Annotated in this window: 15 protein-coding genes and 2 pseudogenes; 8 read left to right on the top strand and 9 right to left on the bottom strand. The window is 37.8% G+C overall.

Annotated elements, in window-relative coordinates; genetic code table 11:
- Positions 1-15: 15 nt before the first annotated feature.
- Positions 16-2298 (bottom strand): Xaa-Pro dipeptidyl-peptidase, encoded by a 2283-nt coding sequence (locus SFC32_RS06385; protein ID WP_411049572.1) that lies wholly within the window; start codon positions 2296-2298, stop codon positions 16-18.
- Positions 2299-2418: 120 nt separating this feature from the next.
- Between SFC32_RS06385 and gla the strand changes: the two genes are divergently transcribed.
- The 4 genes from gla (at position 2419) to SFC32_RS06365 (ending at position 5816) form a co-directional block, all read left to right on the top strand.
- The gene (gene gla, locus SFC32_RS06380; protein ID WP_074564426.1) at positions 2419-3264 is read left to right on the top strand and encodes an aquaglyceroporin Gla; all 846 of its coding nucleotides are present in this window, start codon (positions 2419-2421) and stop codon (positions 3262-3264) included.
- Positions 3265-3439: 175 nt separating this feature from the next.
- A complete protein-coding gene (locus SFC32_RS06375) occupies positions 3440-4186 on the top strand; it encodes a CppA N-terminal domain-containing protein (protein ID WP_411049571.1) in 747 nt (248 codons plus the stop codon).
- Positions 4183-5103: a serine hydrolase domain-containing protein gene (locus SFC32_RS06370; protein WP_158914508.1), complete on the top strand. Its 921-nt coding sequence runs from the start codon at positions 4183-4185 to the stop codon at positions 5101-5103. The genes SFC32_RS06375 and SFC32_RS06370 overlap by 4 nt, the downstream gene beginning before the upstream one ends.
- A 98-nt stretch (positions 5104-5201) precedes the next feature.
- A complete protein-coding gene (locus SFC32_RS06365) occupies positions 5202-5816 on the top strand; it encodes a DUF1269 domain-containing protein (RefSeq protein ID WP_074626822.1) in 615 nt (204 codons plus the stop codon).
- Positions 5817-5897: 81 nt separating this feature from the next.
- Here SFC32_RS06365 and SFC32_RS06360 read toward each other — a convergent pair whose 3' ends face one another.
- Together SFC32_RS06360 and pflB are read right to left on the bottom strand one after the other, a co-directional pair.
- Positions 5898-6335, bottom strand: a complete 438-nt coding sequence (locus tag SFC32_RS06360; RefSeq protein WP_074626823.1) for a GNAT family N-acetyltransferase — start codon at positions 6333-6335, stop codon at positions 5898-5900.
- Positions 6336-6395: 60 nt separating this feature from the next.
- On the bottom strand, positions 6396-8720 hold the full coding sequence (gene pflB / locus SFC32_RS06355) for a formate C-acetyltransferase (RefSeq protein ID WP_074560890.1): 2325 nt from the start codon (positions 8718-8720) through the stop codon (positions 6396-6398).
- Between the two features lie 216 nt (positions 8721-8936).
- On the opposite strand from pflB, the gene dinB reads away from it, so the two are divergent.
- Positions 8937-10028: a DNA polymerase IV gene (gene dinB, locus SFC32_RS06350; protein WP_074626849.1), complete on the top strand. Its 1092-nt coding sequence runs from the start codon at positions 8937-8939 to the stop codon at positions 10026-10028.
- Between the two features lie 56 nt (positions 10029-10084).
- Here dinB and SFC32_RS06345 read toward each other — a convergent pair whose 3' ends face one another.
- From SFC32_RS06345 to rnhC, 4 genes and pseudogenes are all read right to left on the bottom strand, one after another.
- Positions 10085-10585, bottom strand: coding sequence for a hypothetical protein (locus SFC32_RS06345; RefSeq protein ID WP_074868538.1), 501 nt, complete (start codon positions 10583-10585; stop codon positions 10085-10087).
- A gap of 524 nt (positions 10586-11109) precedes the next feature.
- Positions 11110-13309: pseudogene (locus tag SFC32_RS06340) on the bottom strand (ATP-dependent RecD-like DNA helicase); the annotation flags it as partial.
- A 111-nt stretch (positions 13310-13420) separates the two neighbouring features.
- Positions 13421-14014: a signal peptidase I gene (gene lepB, locus SFC32_RS06335; RefSeq protein WP_411049570.1), complete on the bottom strand. Its 594-nt coding sequence runs from the start codon at positions 14012-14014 to the stop codon at positions 13421-13423.
- Positions 14015-14030: 16 nt separating this feature from the next.
- On the bottom strand, positions 14031-14930 hold the full coding sequence (gene rnhC / locus SFC32_RS06330) for a ribonuclease HIII (RefSeq protein ID WP_411049569.1): 900 nt from the start codon (positions 14928-14930) through the stop codon (positions 14031-14033).
- Positions 14931-15049: 119 nt separating this feature from the next.
- Between rnhC and zapA the strand changes: the two genes are divergently transcribed.
- From zapA to SFC32_RS06315, 3 genes are all read left to right on the top strand, one after another.
- Positions 15050-15358 carry a cell division protein ZapA gene (zapA, locus tag SFC32_RS06325; RefSeq protein ID WP_006531956.1) on the top strand — a complete coding sequence of 103 codons (309 nt, stop codon included), beginning with the start codon at positions 15050-15052 and terminating at the stop codon, positions 15356-15358.
- Between the two features lie 3 nt (positions 15359-15361).
- The gene (locus SFC32_RS06320) at positions 15362-15910 is read left to right on the top strand and encodes a CvpA family protein (RefSeq protein WP_074626827.1); all 549 of its coding nucleotides are present in this window, start codon (positions 15362-15364) and stop codon (positions 15908-15910) included.
- An 88-nt stretch (positions 15911-15998) separates the two neighbouring features.
- A complete protein-coding gene (locus SFC32_RS06315; protein ID WP_093815095.1) occupies positions 15999-18335 on the top strand; it encodes an endonuclease MutS2 in 2337 nt (778 codons plus the stop codon).
- A 47-nt stretch (positions 18336-18382) separates the two neighbouring features.
- Here SFC32_RS06315 and SFC32_RS06310 read toward each other — a convergent pair whose 3' ends face one another.
- Both SFC32_RS06310 and SFC32_RS06305 read right to left on the bottom strand, forming a co-directional pair.
- Positions 18383-19933 (bottom strand): ATP-binding cassette domain-containing protein, encoded by a 1551-nt coding sequence (locus tag SFC32_RS06310; protein WP_411049568.1) that lies wholly within the window; start codon positions 19931-19933, stop codon positions 18383-18385.
- An 82-nt stretch (positions 19934-20015) separates the two neighbouring features.
- A pseudogene (locus SFC32_RS06305) lies at positions 20016-20277 on the bottom strand (radical SAM protein); the annotation flags it as partial.

Below are 20277 nucleotides of genomic sequence, written 5' to 3'. Positions count from 1 at the left end.
TCAACCTTTTTATAATTATTTTTCTACCGGAAGACTAATGCTTGATTGGTCTAAATCAACGGTTAAAATATAATTGCTATTGTCGCGGATAGTGTGTTCAAAGTCTGTAGTGTAGAGAAGAACACGTAAGCTATCACCTTTTTTAAGTTTATAGATGCTTGGTTGGAGAGTGAAATCAAGTGTCATCCATTCATTTGGTTTGATGTCTTCAACTGTTAGCAAATCATTTCGGTTTTGAAGATTGAGAACACCTTTTGTGATGACACGTTCTTGTGTTTTGACAAATGGTAATTCTTTAAGTGCTTCACGTGAGAAGTTGCGGCCGTTATCGATAGCATGTAGAGCTCGATTGGTTGGAACGTCTTTGAAGCGTTTCTTCTGACCATAATCTAAAACTTGTGCTGACAAGAGACCTTTATTTTCACTTGATTTAAGTGTCAAATGTAATGTTACCTGACCATTGATTTGATAATCTTGGTTAACTGGAATATCAAGGCAAATAGCGTTTGCTTTACCGGCAAATAAATCACTCTTGAAGTTTCGGAAGTTTTTACTGTAACGTTCAAATTCATCTTTGCCATAATGGTTATCAATGATTTGACGGTCTTTTCCAAGTGGTAAAGTTTCTTTGGTATCACTACCAAATTCAGTAAGACGACTTGTCCAAGTTTGTTCCTGACTATTATCTTGCCAAATCAATGTTGGTAAATCAAAGTGATTATCTTGACCTAAGAGTTTTTGAGAGAGCAAAGCATTCATGCTTTCACGAAAATCAATAGATTGCCAGTTGTGCATGTAGACATGTTCTCCATTGTGAAGGAAGGCATGCTTTTCAACAGAGCTTGGCAATGCGTTAAAAATGTTAAAAATGTGACGTGGTTTAACGTTCCAGTCTTGAAGACCGTGTGTGTAAACACAAGTAGCTTTCACTTTATCAGCATGTGGAAGATAGTTGCGGTCATGCCAGAATTGGTTGTAATCACCAGAAGTACGATCAAGTTCTGAAGATTGTTCATCTAAAAGTTCTTGATAGTGTGCGTTGTTATGGAGATAATCACCAGAAAGCAAATTACGTGAGTAAGTCAATTCGGTAAGGACATCGAGGTCTTCACCAGGGTAACCACCAGGGCTGCAGACAAGACCATTTTCACGGTAGTAGTCATACCAAGATGAAATAGCTGATTCGGCAATGATGACTTTTAGTCCTTCAACGCCGGTTGTGGCAAGGGCAGTTGACATAGTCCCGAGATAAGATTTACCAGTGGTACAAACAAGTCCATTTGACCAATCAGCTAGCACTTTTTGATCACGACGGTGGCTAGAAAAGGCGATTGCTCTGCCATTTAACCAATCAATAACAGCTTTAAAACTTTCTACCTGAGCGTAGTCACCACTTGTCATAAAGCCATTTGAGCCAGCGGTTCCAACACCAGAAACGTAGATATTAGCAAATCCACGAGCTAAGAAATAGTCATTCAAGGTATAAGGATCGATAAAGCTAAAACTTTCTTCAGCATCACCGACTGGAAGGTCTAGCTCAGGAGTTTCAAGTGGCTCGAAGTCACGTGTCTCCACACTGATTTTACCAGCAGATTTGATGGCTAAGTCGCCTTCCATTTTGTAAAGTTTCTTGTCGTTAGCAACGCCATTTGTCCCTTCGTGGTAAGGACTCGCTGTCATCATGGTTGGCACGTGATGTTTGGTATTTGGACGAATGATATTGACCTTAATTAAATCTAATTGACCATCTTGGTCAGTGTCAAGTGGTGATTGAACGTAGACAACTTCACGAATCAAGTCATTCGTATCAAAGGTCGCTAAAGATTTGCCGTTGAAGAAATGGTAATCATTATCAACTGGAATCAGACCTTTACTGATTAAATCATCAAGTAAAGTCATTCCGCCTTTTTGGCGGCTAACAAGGAGGTGGTAAAGGGCCTCAATAACGTGTCCTTTTTGATAATTGATTGGAAAATCGATTTTCTCTAAAAAGTCAGTTGTATCTGTAAAATCAACGTGTGGTGTGAATCCGAGTAATTGAAGGGCAACGGTATAAAAAATATCTGACGTTAGAGGACGATCAGATTGGAAAAATGTCAGTAAATCTGTCTCGAAATCTGCAATAAGATTGTGAAGTGGGTAATCCGTGTCTTTATAATTAAAGAAAATCTTACGACAGAAGTGCTCCAGTGTCTCTTTATCAGATTGACGTTTGTTAAGCTCAAATCCAAGAGCTTGTAATTCTTGTTCACAAGCATCGGCAGGCCTTGGTATGTAAGAGAATTGGTTATATTTCATGAAAATTTCTCCTTCTAAAAGTAAACGTTTTAATTTTACAGATAACCTTTACATTATCTATTATACTTGATAAAATGTTAGTTGTCTAAACTATATTTTTTTTGGAGGAAACAAAAAGACATGGACTTTTCATGGACTGTGAAATACATCACAGAATTTATTGGAACAGCTCTTCTTATCATCCTTGGTAACGGTGCTGTTGCAAACGTTGATCTTAAAGGTACAAAAGGACACAACTCAGGTTGGGTTATCATTGCTCTTGGTTATGGTTTTGGTGTTATGATGCCAGCTCTTATGTTTGGTAACGTTTCAGGTAACCACATCAACCCTGCTTTCACAATTGCACTTGCAGTTTCAGGTATGTTTGAATGGTCACACGTTGCTCAATATATTATCGCTCAAGTACTTGGTGCAATGTTTGGTCAATTGCTTGTTGTTATGGTTCACAAACCATACTACCTTCAAACTGAAAACCCAAATGCTATCCTTGGTTCATTCTCAACTATCTCAGCTGTTGACGATGGTACAAAAGAAACTCACAAAGCTGCATGGGTTAATGGTTTCTTGAACGAGTTCCTTGGATCATTTGTACTTTTCTTTGGTGCAATGGCTCTTACTAAAAACTACTTCGGTGCACAATTGATTTCTCAATTGACTGCTGCAGGTTATGATGCTTCAACAGCTGCAACTCAAGTTGCACCATACACAACAGGTTCACTTGCTGTTGCTCACATGGGTATCGGATTCCTTGTTATGACACTTGTAACTTCACTTGGTGGTCCTACAGGTCCTGGTCTTAACCCTGCACGTGACCTTGGTCCACGTATCGTCCATGCTTTGCTTCCAAAATCAATTCTTGGTGAACACAAAGGCGATTCTAAATGGTGGTATTCATGGGTACCAGTTGTAGCTCCAATCCTTGCTGGTGTTGCTGCAGTTGCCTTGTTCAAATTCTTATACCTATAAGATAACGAGATAATAAACCAGAAAAGAACCTTCGGGTTCTTTTTTTTATTAATGCAGGAGAGCATAATTTCTTGTCAAACTGACTATTTTTTTCTAAAATAGAAAAGACCCGGTCCTTATTTTTGTAAGAACTTATACAACATAATCTAACAAAAAACACTGTGAGGAGATAATTATGACTTTATTTAGTGGAGTCACGTTTAGGCATCCCGTTTTACGTATCAACAATCGTGATCATAACATCGATTTTTATCAAAAATTAGGCTTTAAGTTAGTGAATGAAGAAAATGCTATTGCTGTATTTTCAACAAAACAACGAAATGCTCGTTTCGTTATTGAAGAATCGCCAGCGCCTGATACTCGTGCTGTTGAAGGTGACAAAAAGATTAATAGAATTGTCGTTAAAATTCCTAAAGCAGCTGAAATCGAAGGTATTTTAGGTAACGGCATCGATGTAGAACGACTTTTCAAAGGTAAACGTGGTTATGCTTTTGAGACAGTATCTCCAGAAGGTGACCTTTTCCTCTTGCATTCAGAAGATAACATCCATGAATTAAGAGAAATTGAGAACAAAACTTTCCCTGAAAATGATGACTTAGAGGAAGTATCTGAATTTCATTTTGAAAGTTTGACACTTAATGTTGCTGACAAAGCTGGTACACAAGCCTTTTACCAAGATGTCTTTGCTGGTAAATTACCATTAGATATCAACTTTGAACAAGGTAAAGGTGCAGACTTAACTGTTGATCCTTTAAAAACATGGGATTTAGAAATTCTAGAATTTAAGGTTCCTAAGAACTACGATCTTAAAGCTTTGGCTGATTATTTAGAGGCTAAAGGACAATCTATCTATTTAGATAAAAAAGAAAGTGTTTTGGTTCTTTCGGATCCTAGTCAAGTTGAAATTTGGTTTATCAAATGACAGATTTACTAGACATTATCAATAATCAAATCGATCGCAATATTTATCATGGAGCTAGTTTAGCTCTTTTTAAAGACAATCAATGGAATGAGCATTATATTGGAACGATTGATGGTAAGACTCCTGTTGTTTCTGGTTTAGTTTATGATCTGGCCTCTGTATCTAAGGTGGTTGGTGTCGGAACAGTTGTTATTTCACTTGTCCGTGAAGGAAAGTTGGATATTGATGCACCGCTTAAGCAGTATTATCCTGATTTTCATGAGGAAAAACTGACGCTTCGCCAGCTCTTAACACATAGCAGTGGAATTAATCCTTTTATTCCGAATCGTGATGCACTTAACGCCAAGGAGTTAAAAGAGGCTATTAATCACATTACGGTAGAAGATAAAAAAGATTTCTTGTACACAGATATTAACTTTTTATTGCTTGGTTTCATGTTAGAAGGTATTTTTGGGAAATCTTTAGATGAGATTTTCAAAGAAACTGTCTTTGAACCTTTTGACATGACTAAGACAGGTTTTGGACCAGTTAAAGGTGCTGTGCCAACGGTAGCAGGGATTTCTGACGGAGTTGTCCATGACCCTAAAGCTAAGGTGCTTAAAAATCACGCTGGCTCAGCTGGGCTATTTTCTAATCTAGCTGACCTTGAAAAGCTGTGTCAGCATTATCTGACGGATGATTTTGCGCGTGATATTTGGCAAAACTTTAGTCATGCTAATAAGGAACGTTCACTTGCTTGGAATAAAGAAGGAGATTGGCTAGACCACACGGGTTATACGGGGACTTATGTGGCTATTAACCATAAAGAGCAAAAAGCGGCTATTTTCTTAACTAATAGGACCTATTCTTACGATGACCGTCCGCTTTGGATTAAAGAACGTCAGAAAATTTCTAACTGGATTCAGGAAAATTTTTAAAAAGATTGCTATTATTGTGAAAACGTTTTACTTTTTCTCGGCTTTTTTAGTGTGAAAGTGCTATAATGAAGGTAACCAGAGAAAAGGAGGACAAGGTTATGGCAGATGTACTTACTGTTGTTTTCAATGTTGAAAGTGAAGCTTATCAAGCATTTTCAGAATTAAAAGCTTTCAAGCAAGACAGCCACACCCAAATCGCACAAATTGCCTTGGTCAAGAATGAAAATGGTAAAATCACTATCAAAGATTCTGTTGATTTTGATGATACCAGCCATGAATATGCAACGATTGGTGGCATTGTCGGTGGTTTGATTGGTATCTTGAGCGGACCGATTGGTGTTATTATCGGCTACGGTATCGGAAGTCTTGCCGGCGCTGCGAGTGGTAGTATGACAGATGCTACTGACAATAGCTTGATTGAAGAAGTGACAACTAAGCTACTTGATGGCGATGTTGCTGTTATTGCTTTGGTGCATGAAGAGGACGAAAGTATATTGAACCATGTCTTTGCTCCTTATAAGACTAATATTATGCGTTGGGATGCTGTTGCCCTTGCTCGCGAAGTTGAACTTGCAGGTCAAGTTCAAGATGAACTTTATGATAAGGTTCAAGAAGACATGAATGAACGTCGTGTCAATCATTTAAAAGAACAGGGTAATGATATTGCAGAAGCCATTAAGGCTAAATTCCGTCGCTTAAGAGGAAAAGAATAGTTTTAAGCAGTCAATCGCTATTCATCTCTAAACAGTGAAAAATAAACACTCTTGACTTTGTGTCAGGAGTGCTTTTTTATTTTATAAAGTTTTCATCATGCTGATATGTTGGATGCCTGCTTCTTCAAATTCTTCACCAAAAGGAGTAAAGCCAAGTTTATCGTAAAAGCCTTTTGCGGTTAATTGCGCATGGAGAATTATTTCTTTAAAGCCTTGCTGTTTACAAAAAGTGATGACCTCTTCTAGAAGGTGTTTTCCAAAATGCTTTCCTTGTTGGTCGGGAAGAACAGCCATACGCTGCAAGGTGGCTTTGCTGTGGTCTTGATTTGGCAAAATACGGCAAGTAGCGACAGCATTTCCTAAGTCATTATAAAGAACAAAATGCAGGCAATAAGCTTCGTTTTCATCAATTTCAAGAGATAAAGGAACACCTTGTCCTTTTACAAAAACGATTTGACGGATTTTCATGGCATCCAAGTAGGTATCTGAAAGTGTGTTTCTGGTTTGTTTGATTTTCATAGCTCTATTTTAAGGACAAAAAAAGACTCTGTCAACTGACAAAGTCTTTTTCGATATTTATTATTTAGCAGCAACAGTTTCAGCAACATCATCCATTGAAAGAACTTCGTGGAAGACGCGTTGTGTCAATTCTGTCTTTTGTTCTTTAGTAAGGTATTTAGTGTTGACACAGTAACCTGAGATACGAACGATAACATCTTCACCATTCATAATCTTGTCATAAACATCTTTAAGGTCCATGACGTTCAAGTTAACGTGTTGTCCACCGTTTTCGAAGTAACCATCAAGGATAGTTACCAAGTTATCAACTTGTTCATCAAATGTCTTACCAAGAGCGCGTGGAGAAACTTGAGTTGTAAGTGAGATACCATCTGCAGCATATGAGAAATCAAGGCTTGCAAGAGAGTTCAAGTTTTGCAACCAACCACCACGAGCTTTGTTAGATGGGTTGGCACCTGGTGAGAAGAATTCAAGTTTAGAAAGGTTTACAGTACCATCTTCGTTGAGGTAAACACCTTTGTGAACTGGAGAGTTACCAGTTTGTTTAGAGTAAGCAACGTTTGATGTGATTGTAAGAAGAGATACAGTAGCTTCAGCGTTCTTGTAAAGTTTGTGGCTACGAAGACGAGTAGTGTAAGCTTCAACCAACCATTCAGCAAGTTCGTTAGAACGTGGGTCATCTTCACCCCAACGAGGGAAGTCACCAGTTGTTTCGTAGTCGTAGATGTAACCATCTTCGTCACGGATTGGTTTAACGGTAGCATATTTGATTGCTGACAAAGTATCAACGGTATTAGCGAAACCACAGATACCGAATCCCATGTTGGCACGTTGTTTAGTTGGCAAGAATGCCATTTGAACAGCTTCGTAGTTGTATTTATCAGTCATGTAGTGAATGATGTTAAGAGCATCTACGTAAGTTGAAGTCAACCAATCAAGAGATTTTTCAAAGTTAGCTTTGACAGTTTCGAAATCAAGGATTTCGTCACGAACTGGTTCGATGTCAAATACTTTGTAGTCTTTGTGAACATCATCGTAACCACCGTTCAAACCAGTAAGAAGAGCTTTAAGGACGTTTACACGAGCACCAAAGTATTGGATGTTGTGACGTTGTTCTTCGTTTTCTGGGTCAAGTGGTGATACACAACATGAGATACATGACATTTCACCATAACCGTCTTTAGCCATTGTTGTTACACCTTCGTATTGGATTGACGAGTGTTTGTGTGACATTTTCATACAGTAGCGACGGAATGAATATGGCAATTTATCAGTCCAAAGAACTGTCAAGTTTGGTTCTGGAGCGTTACCGATGTTGTCAAGTGTGTGCAAGAAACGGTAGTCCATTTTAGTAACACGGTGACGACCGTCAGCACCCATACCAGCCATAGATGTAGTGATGAATGTTGGGTCACCAGAGTAAAGTTCGTCGTAAGCTTTAGTACGAGCAAATTTTACAGTACGAAGTTTCAAGACAAAGTCATCGACAAATTCTTGGATTTCTGATTCTGTGAAAGTACCACGAGCAAGGTCACGTTCAGCAAAGATATCAAGAACGATTGGCACACGTCCTAGAGAAGTAGCGGCACCATTGATAACACGACATACGGCCATGAAGGCGATGTTTACCCATTGGATAGCTTCTTTAACGTTCATGGCTGGTTTACGGACATCAACACCGTAAAGGTCACCAAGTTTAACAACTTCACCAAGAGCTTGGTATTGCATGTTAACTTCTTCGCGCAGACGAATAGATTCTTCGTCGATTTCAGTGATAGCGTTCCAGTCGTTAACTTTTTCTTGCATCAAGTAGTCTGCACCATAAAGAGCAAGACGAGCATAAACACCGATGATACGTCCACGTGAGTAAGCATCTGGAAGACCAGTTACTGTGTGAGCGTGACGGGCACGGCGGATATTAGATGTATAAGCGCGGAAAATTCCGTCATTTACTGTAGTAGTGTATTTTGTGAAAATTTCATGAACAGCAGGATCTGGTTCATAACCATGTTCTTTAAGTGCTGTTTCTGCCATACGGATACCACCTTTTGGCATGAAATTCAATTTGAACAACTCATCATTTTGAATACCGTAGATTAATTCATCGTCTTTTGAAATATAGCCGGCAGGAATATCTGCGATTGATGTTGGACGAGTGTCCATTGGGAAACGAGTTGCTTCGTATTTAGCTTTAGTGTCTTCAATGATTTTCTTGATTTTAAGAGAGCGTTCAGTAGCTGGTGCTAAGAAGCTTTCATCACCATCATATGGTGTGTAGTTAGCTTGAACGAAGCGAGAAACGCTGGCTTTTTCTTTCCAGTCAGTACCTTTAAAGCCTTCCCAGGCTTTTTCAAAAACATCTGCATTTGTTTTAACAGTCGCCATAATGAGATTTCTCCTTAAATTCTAGTAACAAGTCATCTGTTACATTTACAAGTATAAGTTTAGCACAAAGGAAGCGTTTTCCCAAGCGAAAAAATTGGAACAAACAAGAATCTTTTCTAGTACAGTTTCAGAAACTCGGGTAACTGTACTAGAAATTTGTAAGTTTTGCTTGAAAGCAATGAAAATTGTTATAATAGAGTTAGAAAGGACTGGATGATGCTTATTTTTCCATTAATTAATGACACTTCTCGAAAAATTATTCACATTGATATGGATGCCTTTTTTGCATCAGTGGAAGAAAGAGATAATCCAGACCTCAAAGGGAAGCCTGTGATTATCGGTTCTGATCCGCGTAAGACAGGTGGACGAGGCGTCGTATCGACATGCAACTATGAAGCCAGAAAATTCGGCGTTCATTCTGCCATGTCTTCAAAAGAAGCTTACGAGCGTTGTCCACAGGCTATTTTTATTTCTGGAAATTATCAGAAATACCGAGAAATCGGAATGCAAATTCGTGAGATTTTCAGACGTTACACAGATCTTGTTGAGCCCATGTCGATTGATGAGGCTTACTTGGATGTGACTGAAAATAAGCGTGGCATCAAGTCAGCGATTAAAATCGCTAAAATGATTCAATATGATATTTGGCAAGAAGTCCACTTGACTTGTTCAGCCGGTGTCTCTTATAACAAATTTCTAGCTAAACTAGCTTCGGATTATGATAAACCGAAAGGTTTAACCTTAGTATTGCCAGAAGATGCGCAGGATTTCTTGAAAAAATTACCAATTGAAAAGTTTCATGGTGTTGGTAAAAAATCAGTTGAAAAACTACATCAAATGGGTGTTTTTACGGGGGCGGATTTATTAGAAATACCAGAGATGACCTTGATTGATCATTTCGGGCGCTTTGGTTATGATTTGTACCGTAAAGCGCGAGGTATTTCAAATTCACCAGTCAGACCCAATCGTATTCGAAAATCTATTGGGAGTGAACGTACCTACAGTAAATTACTGTACGAGGATGCTGATATTAAGTCGGAGATTTCAAAAAATACACGTCGAGTTGTGGACAGCTTAATGCGAAATAATAAAGTTGGTCGCACTGTCGTTTTGAAGGTTCGATACGCGGATTTTTCGACTTTAACCAAGCGTAAAACACTAGATGATGTCACCAATGATTTTGAGGTGATTGACCAAGCTGCTCATGCGATATTTGACAGCTTAGAAGAATCAAAATCTGGTGTGCGTCTTCTGGGGGTTACTATCACGGGATTAGAAGATAATATTCGTCCGTTAAATCTCTTTTAAAAATTAAAATACCGTCTTAGCTCAAGTTCTGAGACGGTATTTGATTTCTTAAAAGTTTATTGATTAACACTTTCAGAATCAGTCTCATCGTCTTCTTTATCTAAAAGCTGTGCCGCTTTGTTGTACACATAAGCATAAAGCCCCAAAAAGACAAGTGGCAAAACGATATTGAATGGTGAAAGTGGAATATTAAGATATACACTCAAGGCAAAGCTTGCAAGATTGTAAACAACAGTATAAATCAAGGCAATGCGGTAAGGTGATAAACTTGGAGCATTGTCTTTGATTTTTGATAAGTTTTTGAATGCTAAAACAGCTACAATGATGTTAACAACAAGAGCAATAACTGCAATGATAACAATCCCAACATTGGTAGAAGCTTCAAGAATTCGGAATTTCTCAGCATCAAGTTGTTCTTTAAACTTATCAAGGTTATTAACGACGATATAATGGCTAATAACACTCCAAACTTTGCTTAGCGCAGCAAGAACATTTACCCAAGCGATAAAAAGCGTCCAAGAACGCAAAGATTGACGAATTTTTTCATAAGAAACCATTTCAAACCTCCTAAAAATAATGGTAATCCTATTATGATAGTACAGATATTATAACACAATTTCCTTATATGTAAACACTTTTCTGTCAAGAGATGTTATATCAAGAAACCCTTTAGTTTCAAGGATTAAATCGTTTTAAACCTCTAAATGTTTTAAGTGTAAAGCTATTCTATCATCTGAAAATTTATATTTATACAAAATAAATGCATAAGAAAAACTAGGAATTTAGTGCTAAATTAACCTAGTTTTTTATTATTACTTTTTGAAAAATTGTTCGATATCTTCTTGAGTGATACCAATCATTGGATCAATAAATGGAAGATTTTCTTCTGTTAGACGGTATTCTTTGACGTTATCTGGTTTGTCTTCGTCAAAATCAAGGCTAAGTTGAACAACTTTTTCGGATTTTTCTTCTTCAATGTGAGCAGAAGAAGAAATTGCTTTATCTTCTAGTGGCTCATTTTGGCTTTCTTTTGCTTCGTCTGGATTTTCTATCGTTTCTGAGTTGTCAAGGTCTTCTGGATTTGTTGTGAAGCGTTGGACGAGATAAGTCTTGCGTTTAGAGCCTTCATTTTTTATGGCGTAATCAAAGGCAGCAATCTCTCCCAACATGACTAATTTACTCTTAGAGCGGGTAATAGCTGTGTAAATCAGATTGCGTTGCAAAAGACGACGACTTTGGCGCGTAATTGGCAGAATAACTACTTGGAATTCACTCCCTTGTGATTTGTGAATGGACATGGCGTAGGCAAGCGTGATTTTGTGCCATTCGTTACGAGGGTAAATCACTTCAGTCCCGTCAAAAGACATGTAGAGTTCATCTTGTTTTGATTCTGTGTATTTGGCAGGAATCAAGTCTGTGATATAGCCGATATCTCCGTTAAAGACATTGAGCTCGGCATCATTAATTAAATGAAGAACTTTGTCCCCTTTACGGAAATTCATATCACCAAAAGCAAAGGATAATTGGTCACCGAGTGGATTAAGCAAATCTTGAATGATTGTATTGAGGCGGTTAATGCCGGCAGCACCACGGTACATAGGCGCTAGAATTTGAATTTCTTGAGGGCTGATGCCACTTTTAATAGCTGCACTGACGATTTTTGGAATCATTTCAGGAATATATTGAGCGCCAGCTTCAAAGTAAGAACGGTCCGCTTTTTTCTGAGTGAAATCAGCTGGCAAGACGCCTTGTCTCATCTGATTAGCCAGTGTGACAATGGTTGAGTCTTCAGATTGCCTAAAGATTTTTGTCAGTGCTATTTGCGGCAGTGTTTTGATTTTAAGTAAATCAGCTAGCACTTGCCCAGGGCCAACGGATGGAAGTTGGTCGCTATCACCAACGATAATGACTTGAGTATTTGATGAAATGGAGCTAAAGAGCTGATTGGCTAGCCAAGTATCTACCATTGAAAATTCATCGATGATAATCAAATCACAGTCCAAATAATCATCCATGGCTTGATAATCATTGTCGCCGTTTAAGCCAAGATGACGGTGGATGGTTGCACTTGGAAGCCCAGTTAATTCGTTCATGCGCCGCGCTGCGCGACCTGTTGGTGCAGCAAGAACAATTGGGATATCCTTCTTCTCTAAATCAATGCCGTGTAAATCAGCATAAGCAGCAATCAAACCGTTAATAACAGTTGTTTTACCAGTCCCTGGTCCACCAGTTAGAATGAAAACTTTGCTTTGAAGAGCTTCTTTAATGGCATTTTTTTGGACAGCGTCATAAGAAATGCCAAAGGCGTCTTCGATGTCTTCAATTTCTTCTTGTAAGTCTTGGTCTGAAAATTGTTTAGTTAATGGAGTGTCAAGGATGCGTGTTAGATTTTTCTTGATACCAGCTTCGGCATAAAACAGTGTGTTATCAAAGATTTTTGTGCCGATGTTTTGCACCTTGTCTTCAGCGATAAGCGTAGATAATTCCTTAGCAACAGCAGCAGGGTCTAGCTCAATTTGGCGGGCTTCTTCCAAAATGGTAATAGCATTTTCTAGTAAATCACGCGCCTCAACGTAAGTATCCCCATTTTCAACCGAGGTTTCAAATAAGCTATGAACGAGTGCGGCACGAAAACGCTGCGGTGCATCTGCCTCAATGCCCAATTGTTCGGCGAGCTGGTCCGCAATTTTAAAGCCGATACCTTGAATATCTTCGACCAGTTGATAAGGATTTTCTTGGATAATCTCTAAACTTTCTTCCTTATAATGATTGAAAATATTAATAGCCACACGATTGGTTAAGCCGTATTCGGCAAGTTTTGAGAGGATTTGCTCAGTACCGTAGTTGAGCTTTAATTTGGCAACAAAATTATCACGATTTTCTTTAGAGAGTCCAGAAATTCTCTCAAGCTTACTAGGGTCTTCCAAGATTTTATCAATCGTGTTATCGCCGTAGAGTTGGACAATTTTCTCAGCTGTCTTTTTACCGATGCCTTTAAAGTGGTCACTTGAAAAGTACTTGATGAGTCCAGAAGACGTTGGTTTTGTTCGCTCGTATCGGGTAACTTTTAGCTGTTCACCATATTTTGGATGCTGGGTTAATTCTCCCCAGAAGGTGTAATTTTCGCCTTCGATGACATCAGCAATGGTTCCTGTGACAATGATTTCAAAATCATCAAAGTCAGAATCGGTATCTTCGATTTCGAGTAATATGATTTTAAAGAAGTTACTGGCATTTTCAAAAATAATACGGTCAATAGCGCCAGAAAAGAAGTATTCCATAAGTCATCCTTACTTGATTGTTATAGTGGCTTTATTATATCATTCGCCAATGTGATAGACAAACATCGCATTAAAAAGACCTAACTCGTGTGAGTTAAGTCTTCGTTGAATTTAGTTGATGCCTCCAATTTTTGAGAGTGGCCAGAAGCGGAATTTGACTTCGCCGACGATAGCTGATTTTTTGAAGGAACCAACTTCACGGCTGTCTTTTGAAACGATGCGGTCATCTCCAAGCAAGAAATACTGATTTTTTGGAACTTTGACGGTAAATTCAGTGCTGCCATCTTTAGCAGTGGTGAAGGCATCAGAGTTTTCAGCTAGTTGTTGGAATAAGGTGTTGTAAGAGTAAATGTCTTGTAAATCATCATCTTCAAAAGCTTTTTGGTACTTGTCCAGGTAAGGTTCACTTGTCTTTTTACCGTTGACGTAAAGAACATCATCTTTATAGGTAATAGTATCACCTGGGAGTCCGATAACACGTTTAACGATTTCTTTGGTTTTGTTGCCTTCTTTTTCCTTAGCTACAACAATATCAAAGCGATCGATTTTGGCAGTTCTTAGAACGATTAGGCGTTCTCCGTCAGCCAGCGTAGGGTCCATAGAATGACCGTCAACACTCACAGGCTGGATAAGGAAAAGACGAACAAGACCAAGGGCGATTAAAAAGAGGATAAAGGGTCCCCATTCTTTGATGAATTGTTTCATAATTGGTTCCTCGATGTTATTTTTTTAATAAATTTTGTGCTTTTTGGGTGTTTGCAAAGTGGAGTTTTGCAGTGTGTTCTAAGCCAGGTATGCCGTAAGCTGCTAGGATTTGACTAGCTACTTTATCGGATTTGCTACCAGCACCGCTTGGAAGTTTGTACTGTACTTCTTGGCTTAGCTTATCTAAATTCTCCAAGAAAAGGTTACGGGCGATAATGGAGCTAACTGCGACAGCAAGGTATTTCCCTTCAGCCTTTTCTTCTAGCGTTAGAGGATTGTCAAAGTGATTTACCTCATTTTTGAGGTATTTTTCGTAATTTTGACGGCTAGTAAAAGCATCAATCACGATTTTTTCAGGTTTTACGCCATCTTGCAGTAGCAGATAAATAGCTTGATTATGAAGAGCTACTTTTACAGAGACTGCATTGTGCATCTTACCTTTTCCAACGACTTGGTTGTATTTTTGAGGGGACAATAGCAGAGCTTTATGCTTGATTTTCTTTTCTAAGATTGGGGCGATTTGGCGAATCTTACTATCCGTTAAATTCTTAGAATCATCGACACCAAGTTTCTTTAGTAGCGCGTGGTCATCAGGAGTTACAAAACTAGCAACAACCGCTAAGCCACCAAAGTAAGAACCGTTGCCGACTTCATCTGAACCGATTAAAGGCATGGCTTGACCAGCCTTAGTATTCTGCGTGTCTTCTGACGCTTGATAACCAAATTGGCTAGCAACTTCTTGTGCAGCATTTCCTTGAAAAACGACTTTACCAGAGGTGTAAGCAAGGACTGTGACGCCATTTACTTTTGCGGCAAAAGTGACGTAGGGATTATTGTTTGTGACTTGTCTGCCAGCTAGTGTTTTAATGAGGTTTTGCAAGTCAATTTTCCCTAGTTTCATAACAATTGTATTCATAATTTTATTGTAACATAAAAAGATGACAAGGTGGCAAAATAGCCTGTTGAAACTGGGATTTTCACGCTTTCATTTTACGAAATGTTTATTTTAAGGTATAATGTCAAAGAGGTGACTATATGGAAAGCAAAAATCGTTATAAATTCGTCTTTGGAGAAAAGTCGCTCACATTGACAACAGATAAGGATAACCTCTTCATGGAGGAAGTTGAGCGTGTAGCCAAAGAAAAATATAATACAATCAAAGAAAAATTACCACAAGCTGATAATGAAACGATTGCTATTTTGATGGCTCTCAATTCGCTTTCAACTCAGCTTAGTCGTGAGATTGAAGTTGAAAAAATGGAAAAAGAATTGACGGCTCTCCGTTCTGAGGCGATTGACGATATTAAGGAGAAAGCCAGCAAATCTGATTCTGATGAGGAATAATGTATGTTATCAGTTTTTATTTTGCTGATTTTAGCTTGGCATTTTTACATTGGCTATTCACGAGGTATTATCTTACAAGCTTACTATTTTGTAGCAAGTATTGTGTCATTAGTTGTGGCTAGTCGCTTTTATCAAGCATTGTCTGAAGAGATTACTTTATGGATTCCTTACTCAAATGCAGGGCAAGGTGCCAGCATGAATTTCTTCACGGACGTTAATATTTTTGATTTAGATAGAGTTTATTATGCTGGGGTGGCTTTCACAGCTATTTACATGTTAGTTTATGCCATTTTTCGTTTTATAGGGATTTTGGTGCATCTGGCACCAGTTCACCATTTTGATAGTGTCAAGCTTAATTGTTTTAGTGGCATCATGGCTGTTTTGGTAGCTTTAGTCTTCTTTGGCTTAGTCTTGACATTACTTGCAACTGTCCCGATGTCAATGGTTCAAAATCTTCTCTCAAGCAGCTGGATTGCACGTTTGATTATTAATTATTTCCAACCATTGACAGGTGTTATTAAGGCACTTTGGGTAACAGCCATTTTAGGATAAGAAGAAGGGCGTTTAGCCCTTATTTTTGTATGAACATGAGTGTGCTAAAAGAGCACTAGAATAAGGTAAGTTTTGGTATAATAGTGATATGAATAACAGAATTTTAGAACAGTTAGAATTTGATAAGGTCAAGCAACTTTTTGCTGGCTATTTACAAACTGAACAAGGGCAAGATGAATTGCGTAAGCTTGCTCCGATGACAGATTCTGACCGTATCTCACGTTCTTTTGCTGAAATGTCAGATATGGAACAGATTTTTGTTGAGCAACATGGCTTTGGTTTAGGCAGTTTACGTGATATTTCTGAAAGCATGCGCCGCTTGGAATTAGATGCGGATGTCAATGTTTCAGAGATTATTGATATTAAGAAAATCTTGCAAGTATCAGCAGAAGTTAAGCATTTCTATAACGATTTGGAAAATGTTAACTTGACGGCTTTAAACACTCTTTTTGAGAAAATTGAACTTTTACCAAGTCTGCAAGGAAGTTTACAAGCCATTAACGATGGTGGATTTATTGAGAATTTTGCAAGTCATGAATTAGACCGAATTCGTCGTCAAATCAATCATGATGAAAGCAGAGTTCGTCAAGTCTTGCAGGACATTTTGAAAAAGCAAGCTGACCATTTGACAGAGACTTTGATTGCTAGTCGTAATGGCCGTGCGGTTTTGCCGGTGAAAAATAGCTACCGCAATCGCATCTCAGGGGTCGTGCATGATATTTCAGCATCAGGAAGCACGGTTTATATTGAGCCGCGTGCAGTGGTGCAACTAAATGAAGAAATCACACAATTACGCGCAGATGAACGCCATGAAATGGCTCGTATTTTACGCGAATTGTCAAATATGCTTCGCCCTCATACTAATATTATTCGAAATAATGCTTGGGTTTTGGGACATTTGGATTTTGTGCGTGCAAAATTCCTCTTCATGCAAGAAAACAAAGCAGTTGTTCCACAGTTATCCACAGATAAAACTGTGCAACTTTTGCAAGCTCGTCACCCGCTGTTGACAAATCCAGTCGCAAATGACTTGCATTTCTTAGATGAATTGACAGTTATCGTCATCACTGGTCCAAATACTGGTGGTAAGACGGTTATGTTGAAAACTTTGGGATTAGCACAGCTTATGGCACAATCAGGACTTCCAATCCTAGCTGACAAAGGTAGTAAAGTCGCTGTTTTCAATGAGATTTTCGCTGATATTGGTGATGAGCAATCTATCGAGCAAAGCTTGTCAACATTCTCAAGCCATATGACAAATATTGTGGATATCTTGGCGGCAGCTGACAAAGATAGTTTGGTACTTGTGGATGAATTGGGGGCAGGTACTGACCCGCAAGAAGGAGCTAGCCTTGCCATTTCAATCTTGGAGCATTTGCGTTTGACACAAGTCAAAACCATGGCAACAACTCACTATCCTGAACTAAAAGCTTACGGTATCGAGACAGAGTTTGTTGAAAATGCCAGCATGGAATTTGATACAGAGACTCTGAGCCCGACTTATCATTTCATGCAAGGTGTGCCAGGGCGTTCAAATGCCTTTGAAATTGCCCGTCGATTAGGTCTTGCTGAAGTGATTGTCAATGAAGCAGAGCGTTTGACGGATTCTGATACAGATGTTAACCGCATCATCGAACGTTTGGAAGAACAAACGCATGAAAGTCGTAAACGTCTTGACCATATCAAAGAAGTTGAACAAGATAACCTTAAATTCAACCGTGCAGTCAAGAAACTTTACAATGAATTCTCACATGCAAAAGACAAAGAACTTGAAAAAGCTTCTGCTAAGGCACAAGAAATTGTGGATAAAGCCATGGCTGAAAGTGAAGAAATCCTTAAAAATCTTCACCACAAAGCAAGCCTTAAACCACATGAAGTCATTGAAGCTAAAAGTCAGTTGAAAAAATTAGCACCTGAAGTTGATTTATCGAAAAATAAAGTTCTTAAGAAAGCCAAGAAATTGCGTGCACCGCGCGTGGGTGATGACATTATCGTCACAGCTTACGGTCAACGCGGAACCTTGATTAACCAAACCAAAAATGGTAAATGGGAAGCGCAAGTTGGTCTTATTAAGATGACGCTTAAAGAAGACGAATTTAGCCTTGTCAAAGTTCAAGAAGAAGCGCAAAAACCTAAGAAAAAACAAGTTCATGTGGTTAAGAAAAGCAAGAAATCAGCTGGACCACGTGCTCGACTTGACCTTCGTGGTAAACGTTATGAAGAAGCCATGCAAGAATTGGACGAATTTATCGACCAAGCCTTGCTAAATAACATGGCACAAGTTGATATCATTCACGGTATCGGAACAGGTGTTATCCGTGAAGGGGTGACAAAATACCTTCGCCGCAACAAGCACGTCAAATCATTCGGCTACGCCCCACAAAATGCAGGCGGTAGCGGCTGTACCATCGCAAATCTAGGGTGAAGATAGAAAAAGTCTAGGACAGCTCCTAGACTTTTTAAATATATTTATTAAGAGTTTTTATGTGATAAATCAATAACTTGGTCATAATGATTTAAAGTTTCATCTGTATAATGATGAATAACCTCGATGACTGTTTGTGGAATTGCTAATAAAATTTCTTCAATTTGTTTGGCATTAGCCTTATCCAAATTTGATTTTACCTCATCGGCTAAAATTAAGTTGCTATCATGATACAAACTTCGTGCAATTTCTATGCGTTGTTTTTCTCCACCTGATATTTTATTAGGGTTAATAATTTTTCCTTTCAGATAGGTAATGTTGACTAAGTTCAGTATTTTATCCATTTTATTAACATCGAAAGTTTTGTTCAAGGCAATATTTTCTTCTAGTGTTAATTCGTTGAAACAATAACTATCTTGAAGAATGTAAGCAGTAGATTGCATTATTTGTTGTTTTTGTAAAGATTTTCCGTTAAATAAAACTTGACCAGAATCTGGCAGCATTTCGCCATAAATGATATTAAGTAGGGTTGATTTTCCACAGCCACTTGGACCGATAACGGCAATTTTTTGACCTGAAGATATCTGATAAGAAAAATTGGAAAAGATGACTTTGTCATCAAATGTAAGATTAATATTTTTTAACTGAATAGGAAAAAAATCGTTGTGACTTCTCATGATATCAACGGTAGGAATGTTGAAAATTTGTTGATATTTTTGACGTAAATTTTTACTAGATTTAAAAGTATTAATGTAATACGAAAGATCTTGGAATTGATAACTAATGTTGTATGATACTAAATAAATAGCAACGAAATTTGCGCCTGATAATTTACCATAGAAGGTCATAAAGCCACCAATAATGATTGGAAAAACGGAGCAAAAAGCATCAATTCCATTAACAATGCTAATATTGATGGTACGTTGTTTTTCATAGTTGATGTTTTGCTTGATATTGTTATGCAATTCTTGTGAATATTTCTCATAAAAGAATTCTTCACCATGGTAATTTTTTATAACTCTTGCGCCACCAATGATATTTGTTAGTTTTGAAAGATAAAATTGATTAATTTTTGATTTTTGCATGGAAATAAGGTCGAGTTTTGTTGATCCAATACCACTACAAAGAGCAGGTATTGAATAAAATAGGATAAAAATAAGACCTAATAAAAAATTGGTACATAAAGCATAAATCGCTGATACAATGGTAAAACCAAGAGATGATAAAATAATAACTGATGGTTCAATACAGTTATCTTCAAGCTGTTTGATATCATTTTCTAAATCAGACAAGATATCATTAGTTGCTATTGAATCACTATATAGGAACTGGTAAAAAATCTTTTTCTTAAGTTTGAAGTTAAAAAAAGCGATTAGTTTAGCATAGAAATACCTTTTTCCTGATAAACCAATCAAAAGGATAATATTTCCAATAATTCCAAGAGCAAGAGCATACCAAAGCGTTTCTAATTTTTGATGCTCAAAACTCCTAATAACCATGCTAACGATGCTTGGATTAATGATTGCTTCCAGCCATGTAATGGAAATACAGACTAAATAAATTAATAAAAATTTCTTAGAAATGAATTCTTTAAGCATACCTTATGAACCTCTCAAAGTTATTGACCAGTTTGAATAGTTTGTTTTCGTCCTTAGTAATAGCAATGATTTTATAAATACATTATTCCATTAACTCTTGTTTTTGACAACCTAAAAAAGTTCCAGTTTCAGATATGATGGAAGAGTAGCCATCAATCATATTTGCAACACATTCCATACACATGTTTTTACACCAACAATTTTTACATCTAGAAAAGTTATCTTTATTATTAAATTTTTCTACTCTCTTACTGTGGTGCTTTCCCCAAAATCTAAAACAAGCCTCTTTGCTTCCATCGACGTTATATGTTCTTGTATTCATTGTATTGATATTATCACAGAAA

The organism is Streptococcus sp. TATVAM-FAB8 (genome assembly GCF_046592795.1).
Taxonomy (GTDB): Bacteria; Bacillota; Bacilli; order Lactobacillales; family Streptococcaceae; genus Streptococcus; species Streptococcus ruminicola.
Note: the sequence above shows the minus strand (reverse complement) of the source record. Positions and strands in the feature narration are given on the sequence as shown.

Excerpts from the sequence above, each read along its gene's own strand:
- SFC32_RS06385 (WP_411049572.1), bottom strand. The coding sequence starts at position 2,298 with ATGAAATATAACCAATTCTCTTACATACCAAGGCCTGCCGATGCTTGT.
- gla (WP_074564426.1), top strand. The coding sequence starts at position 2,419 with ATGGACTTTTCATGGACTGTGAAATACATCACAGAATTTATTGGAACA.
- SFC32_RS06375 (WP_411049571.1), top strand. The coding sequence starts at position 3,440 with ATGACTTTATTTAGTGGAGTCACGTTTAGGCATCCCGTTTTACGTATC.
- SFC32_RS06370 (WP_158914508.1), top strand. The coding sequence starts at position 4,183 with ATGACAGATTTACTAGACATTATCAATAATCAAATCGATCGCAATATT.
- SFC32_RS06365 (WP_074626822.1), top strand. The coding sequence starts at position 5,202 with ATGGCAGATGTACTTACTGTTGTTTTCAATGTTGAAAGTGAAGCTTAT.
- SFC32_RS06360 (WP_074626823.1), bottom strand. The coding sequence starts at position 6,335 with ATGAAAATCAAACAAACCAGAAACACACTTTCAGATACCTACTTGGAT.
- pflB (WP_074560890.1), bottom strand. The coding sequence starts at position 8,720 with ATGGCGACTGTTAAAACAAATGCAGATGTTTTTGAAAAAGCCTGGGAA.
- dinB (WP_074626849.1), top strand. The coding sequence starts at position 8,937 with ATGCTTATTTTTCCATTAATTAATGACACTTCTCGAAAAATTATTCAC.
- SFC32_RS06345 (WP_074868538.1), bottom strand. The coding sequence starts at position 10,585 with ATGGTTTCTTATGAAAAAATTCGTCAATCTTTGCGTTCTTGGACGCTT.
- lepB (WP_411049570.1), bottom strand. The coding sequence starts at position 14,014 with ATGAAACAATTCATCAAAGAATGGGGACCCTTTATCCTCTTTTTAATC.
- rnhC (WP_411049569.1), bottom strand. The coding sequence starts at position 14,930 with ATGAATACAATTGTTATGAAACTAGGGAAAATTGACTTGCAAAACCTC.
- zapA (WP_006531956.1), top strand. The coding sequence starts at position 15,050 with ATGGAAAGCAAAAATCGTTATAAATTCGTCTTTGGAGAAAAGTCGCTC.
- SFC32_RS06320 (WP_074626827.1), top strand. The coding sequence starts at position 15,362 with ATGTTATCAGTTTTTATTTTGCTGATTTTAGCTTGGCATTTTTACATT.
- SFC32_RS06315 (WP_093815095.1), top strand. The coding sequence starts at position 15,999 with ATGAATAACAGAATTTTAGAACAGTTAGAATTTGATAAGGTCAAGCAA.
- SFC32_RS06310 (WP_411049568.1), bottom strand. The coding sequence starts at position 19,933 with ATGCTTAAAGAATTCATTTCTAAGAAATTTTTATTAATTTATTTAGTC.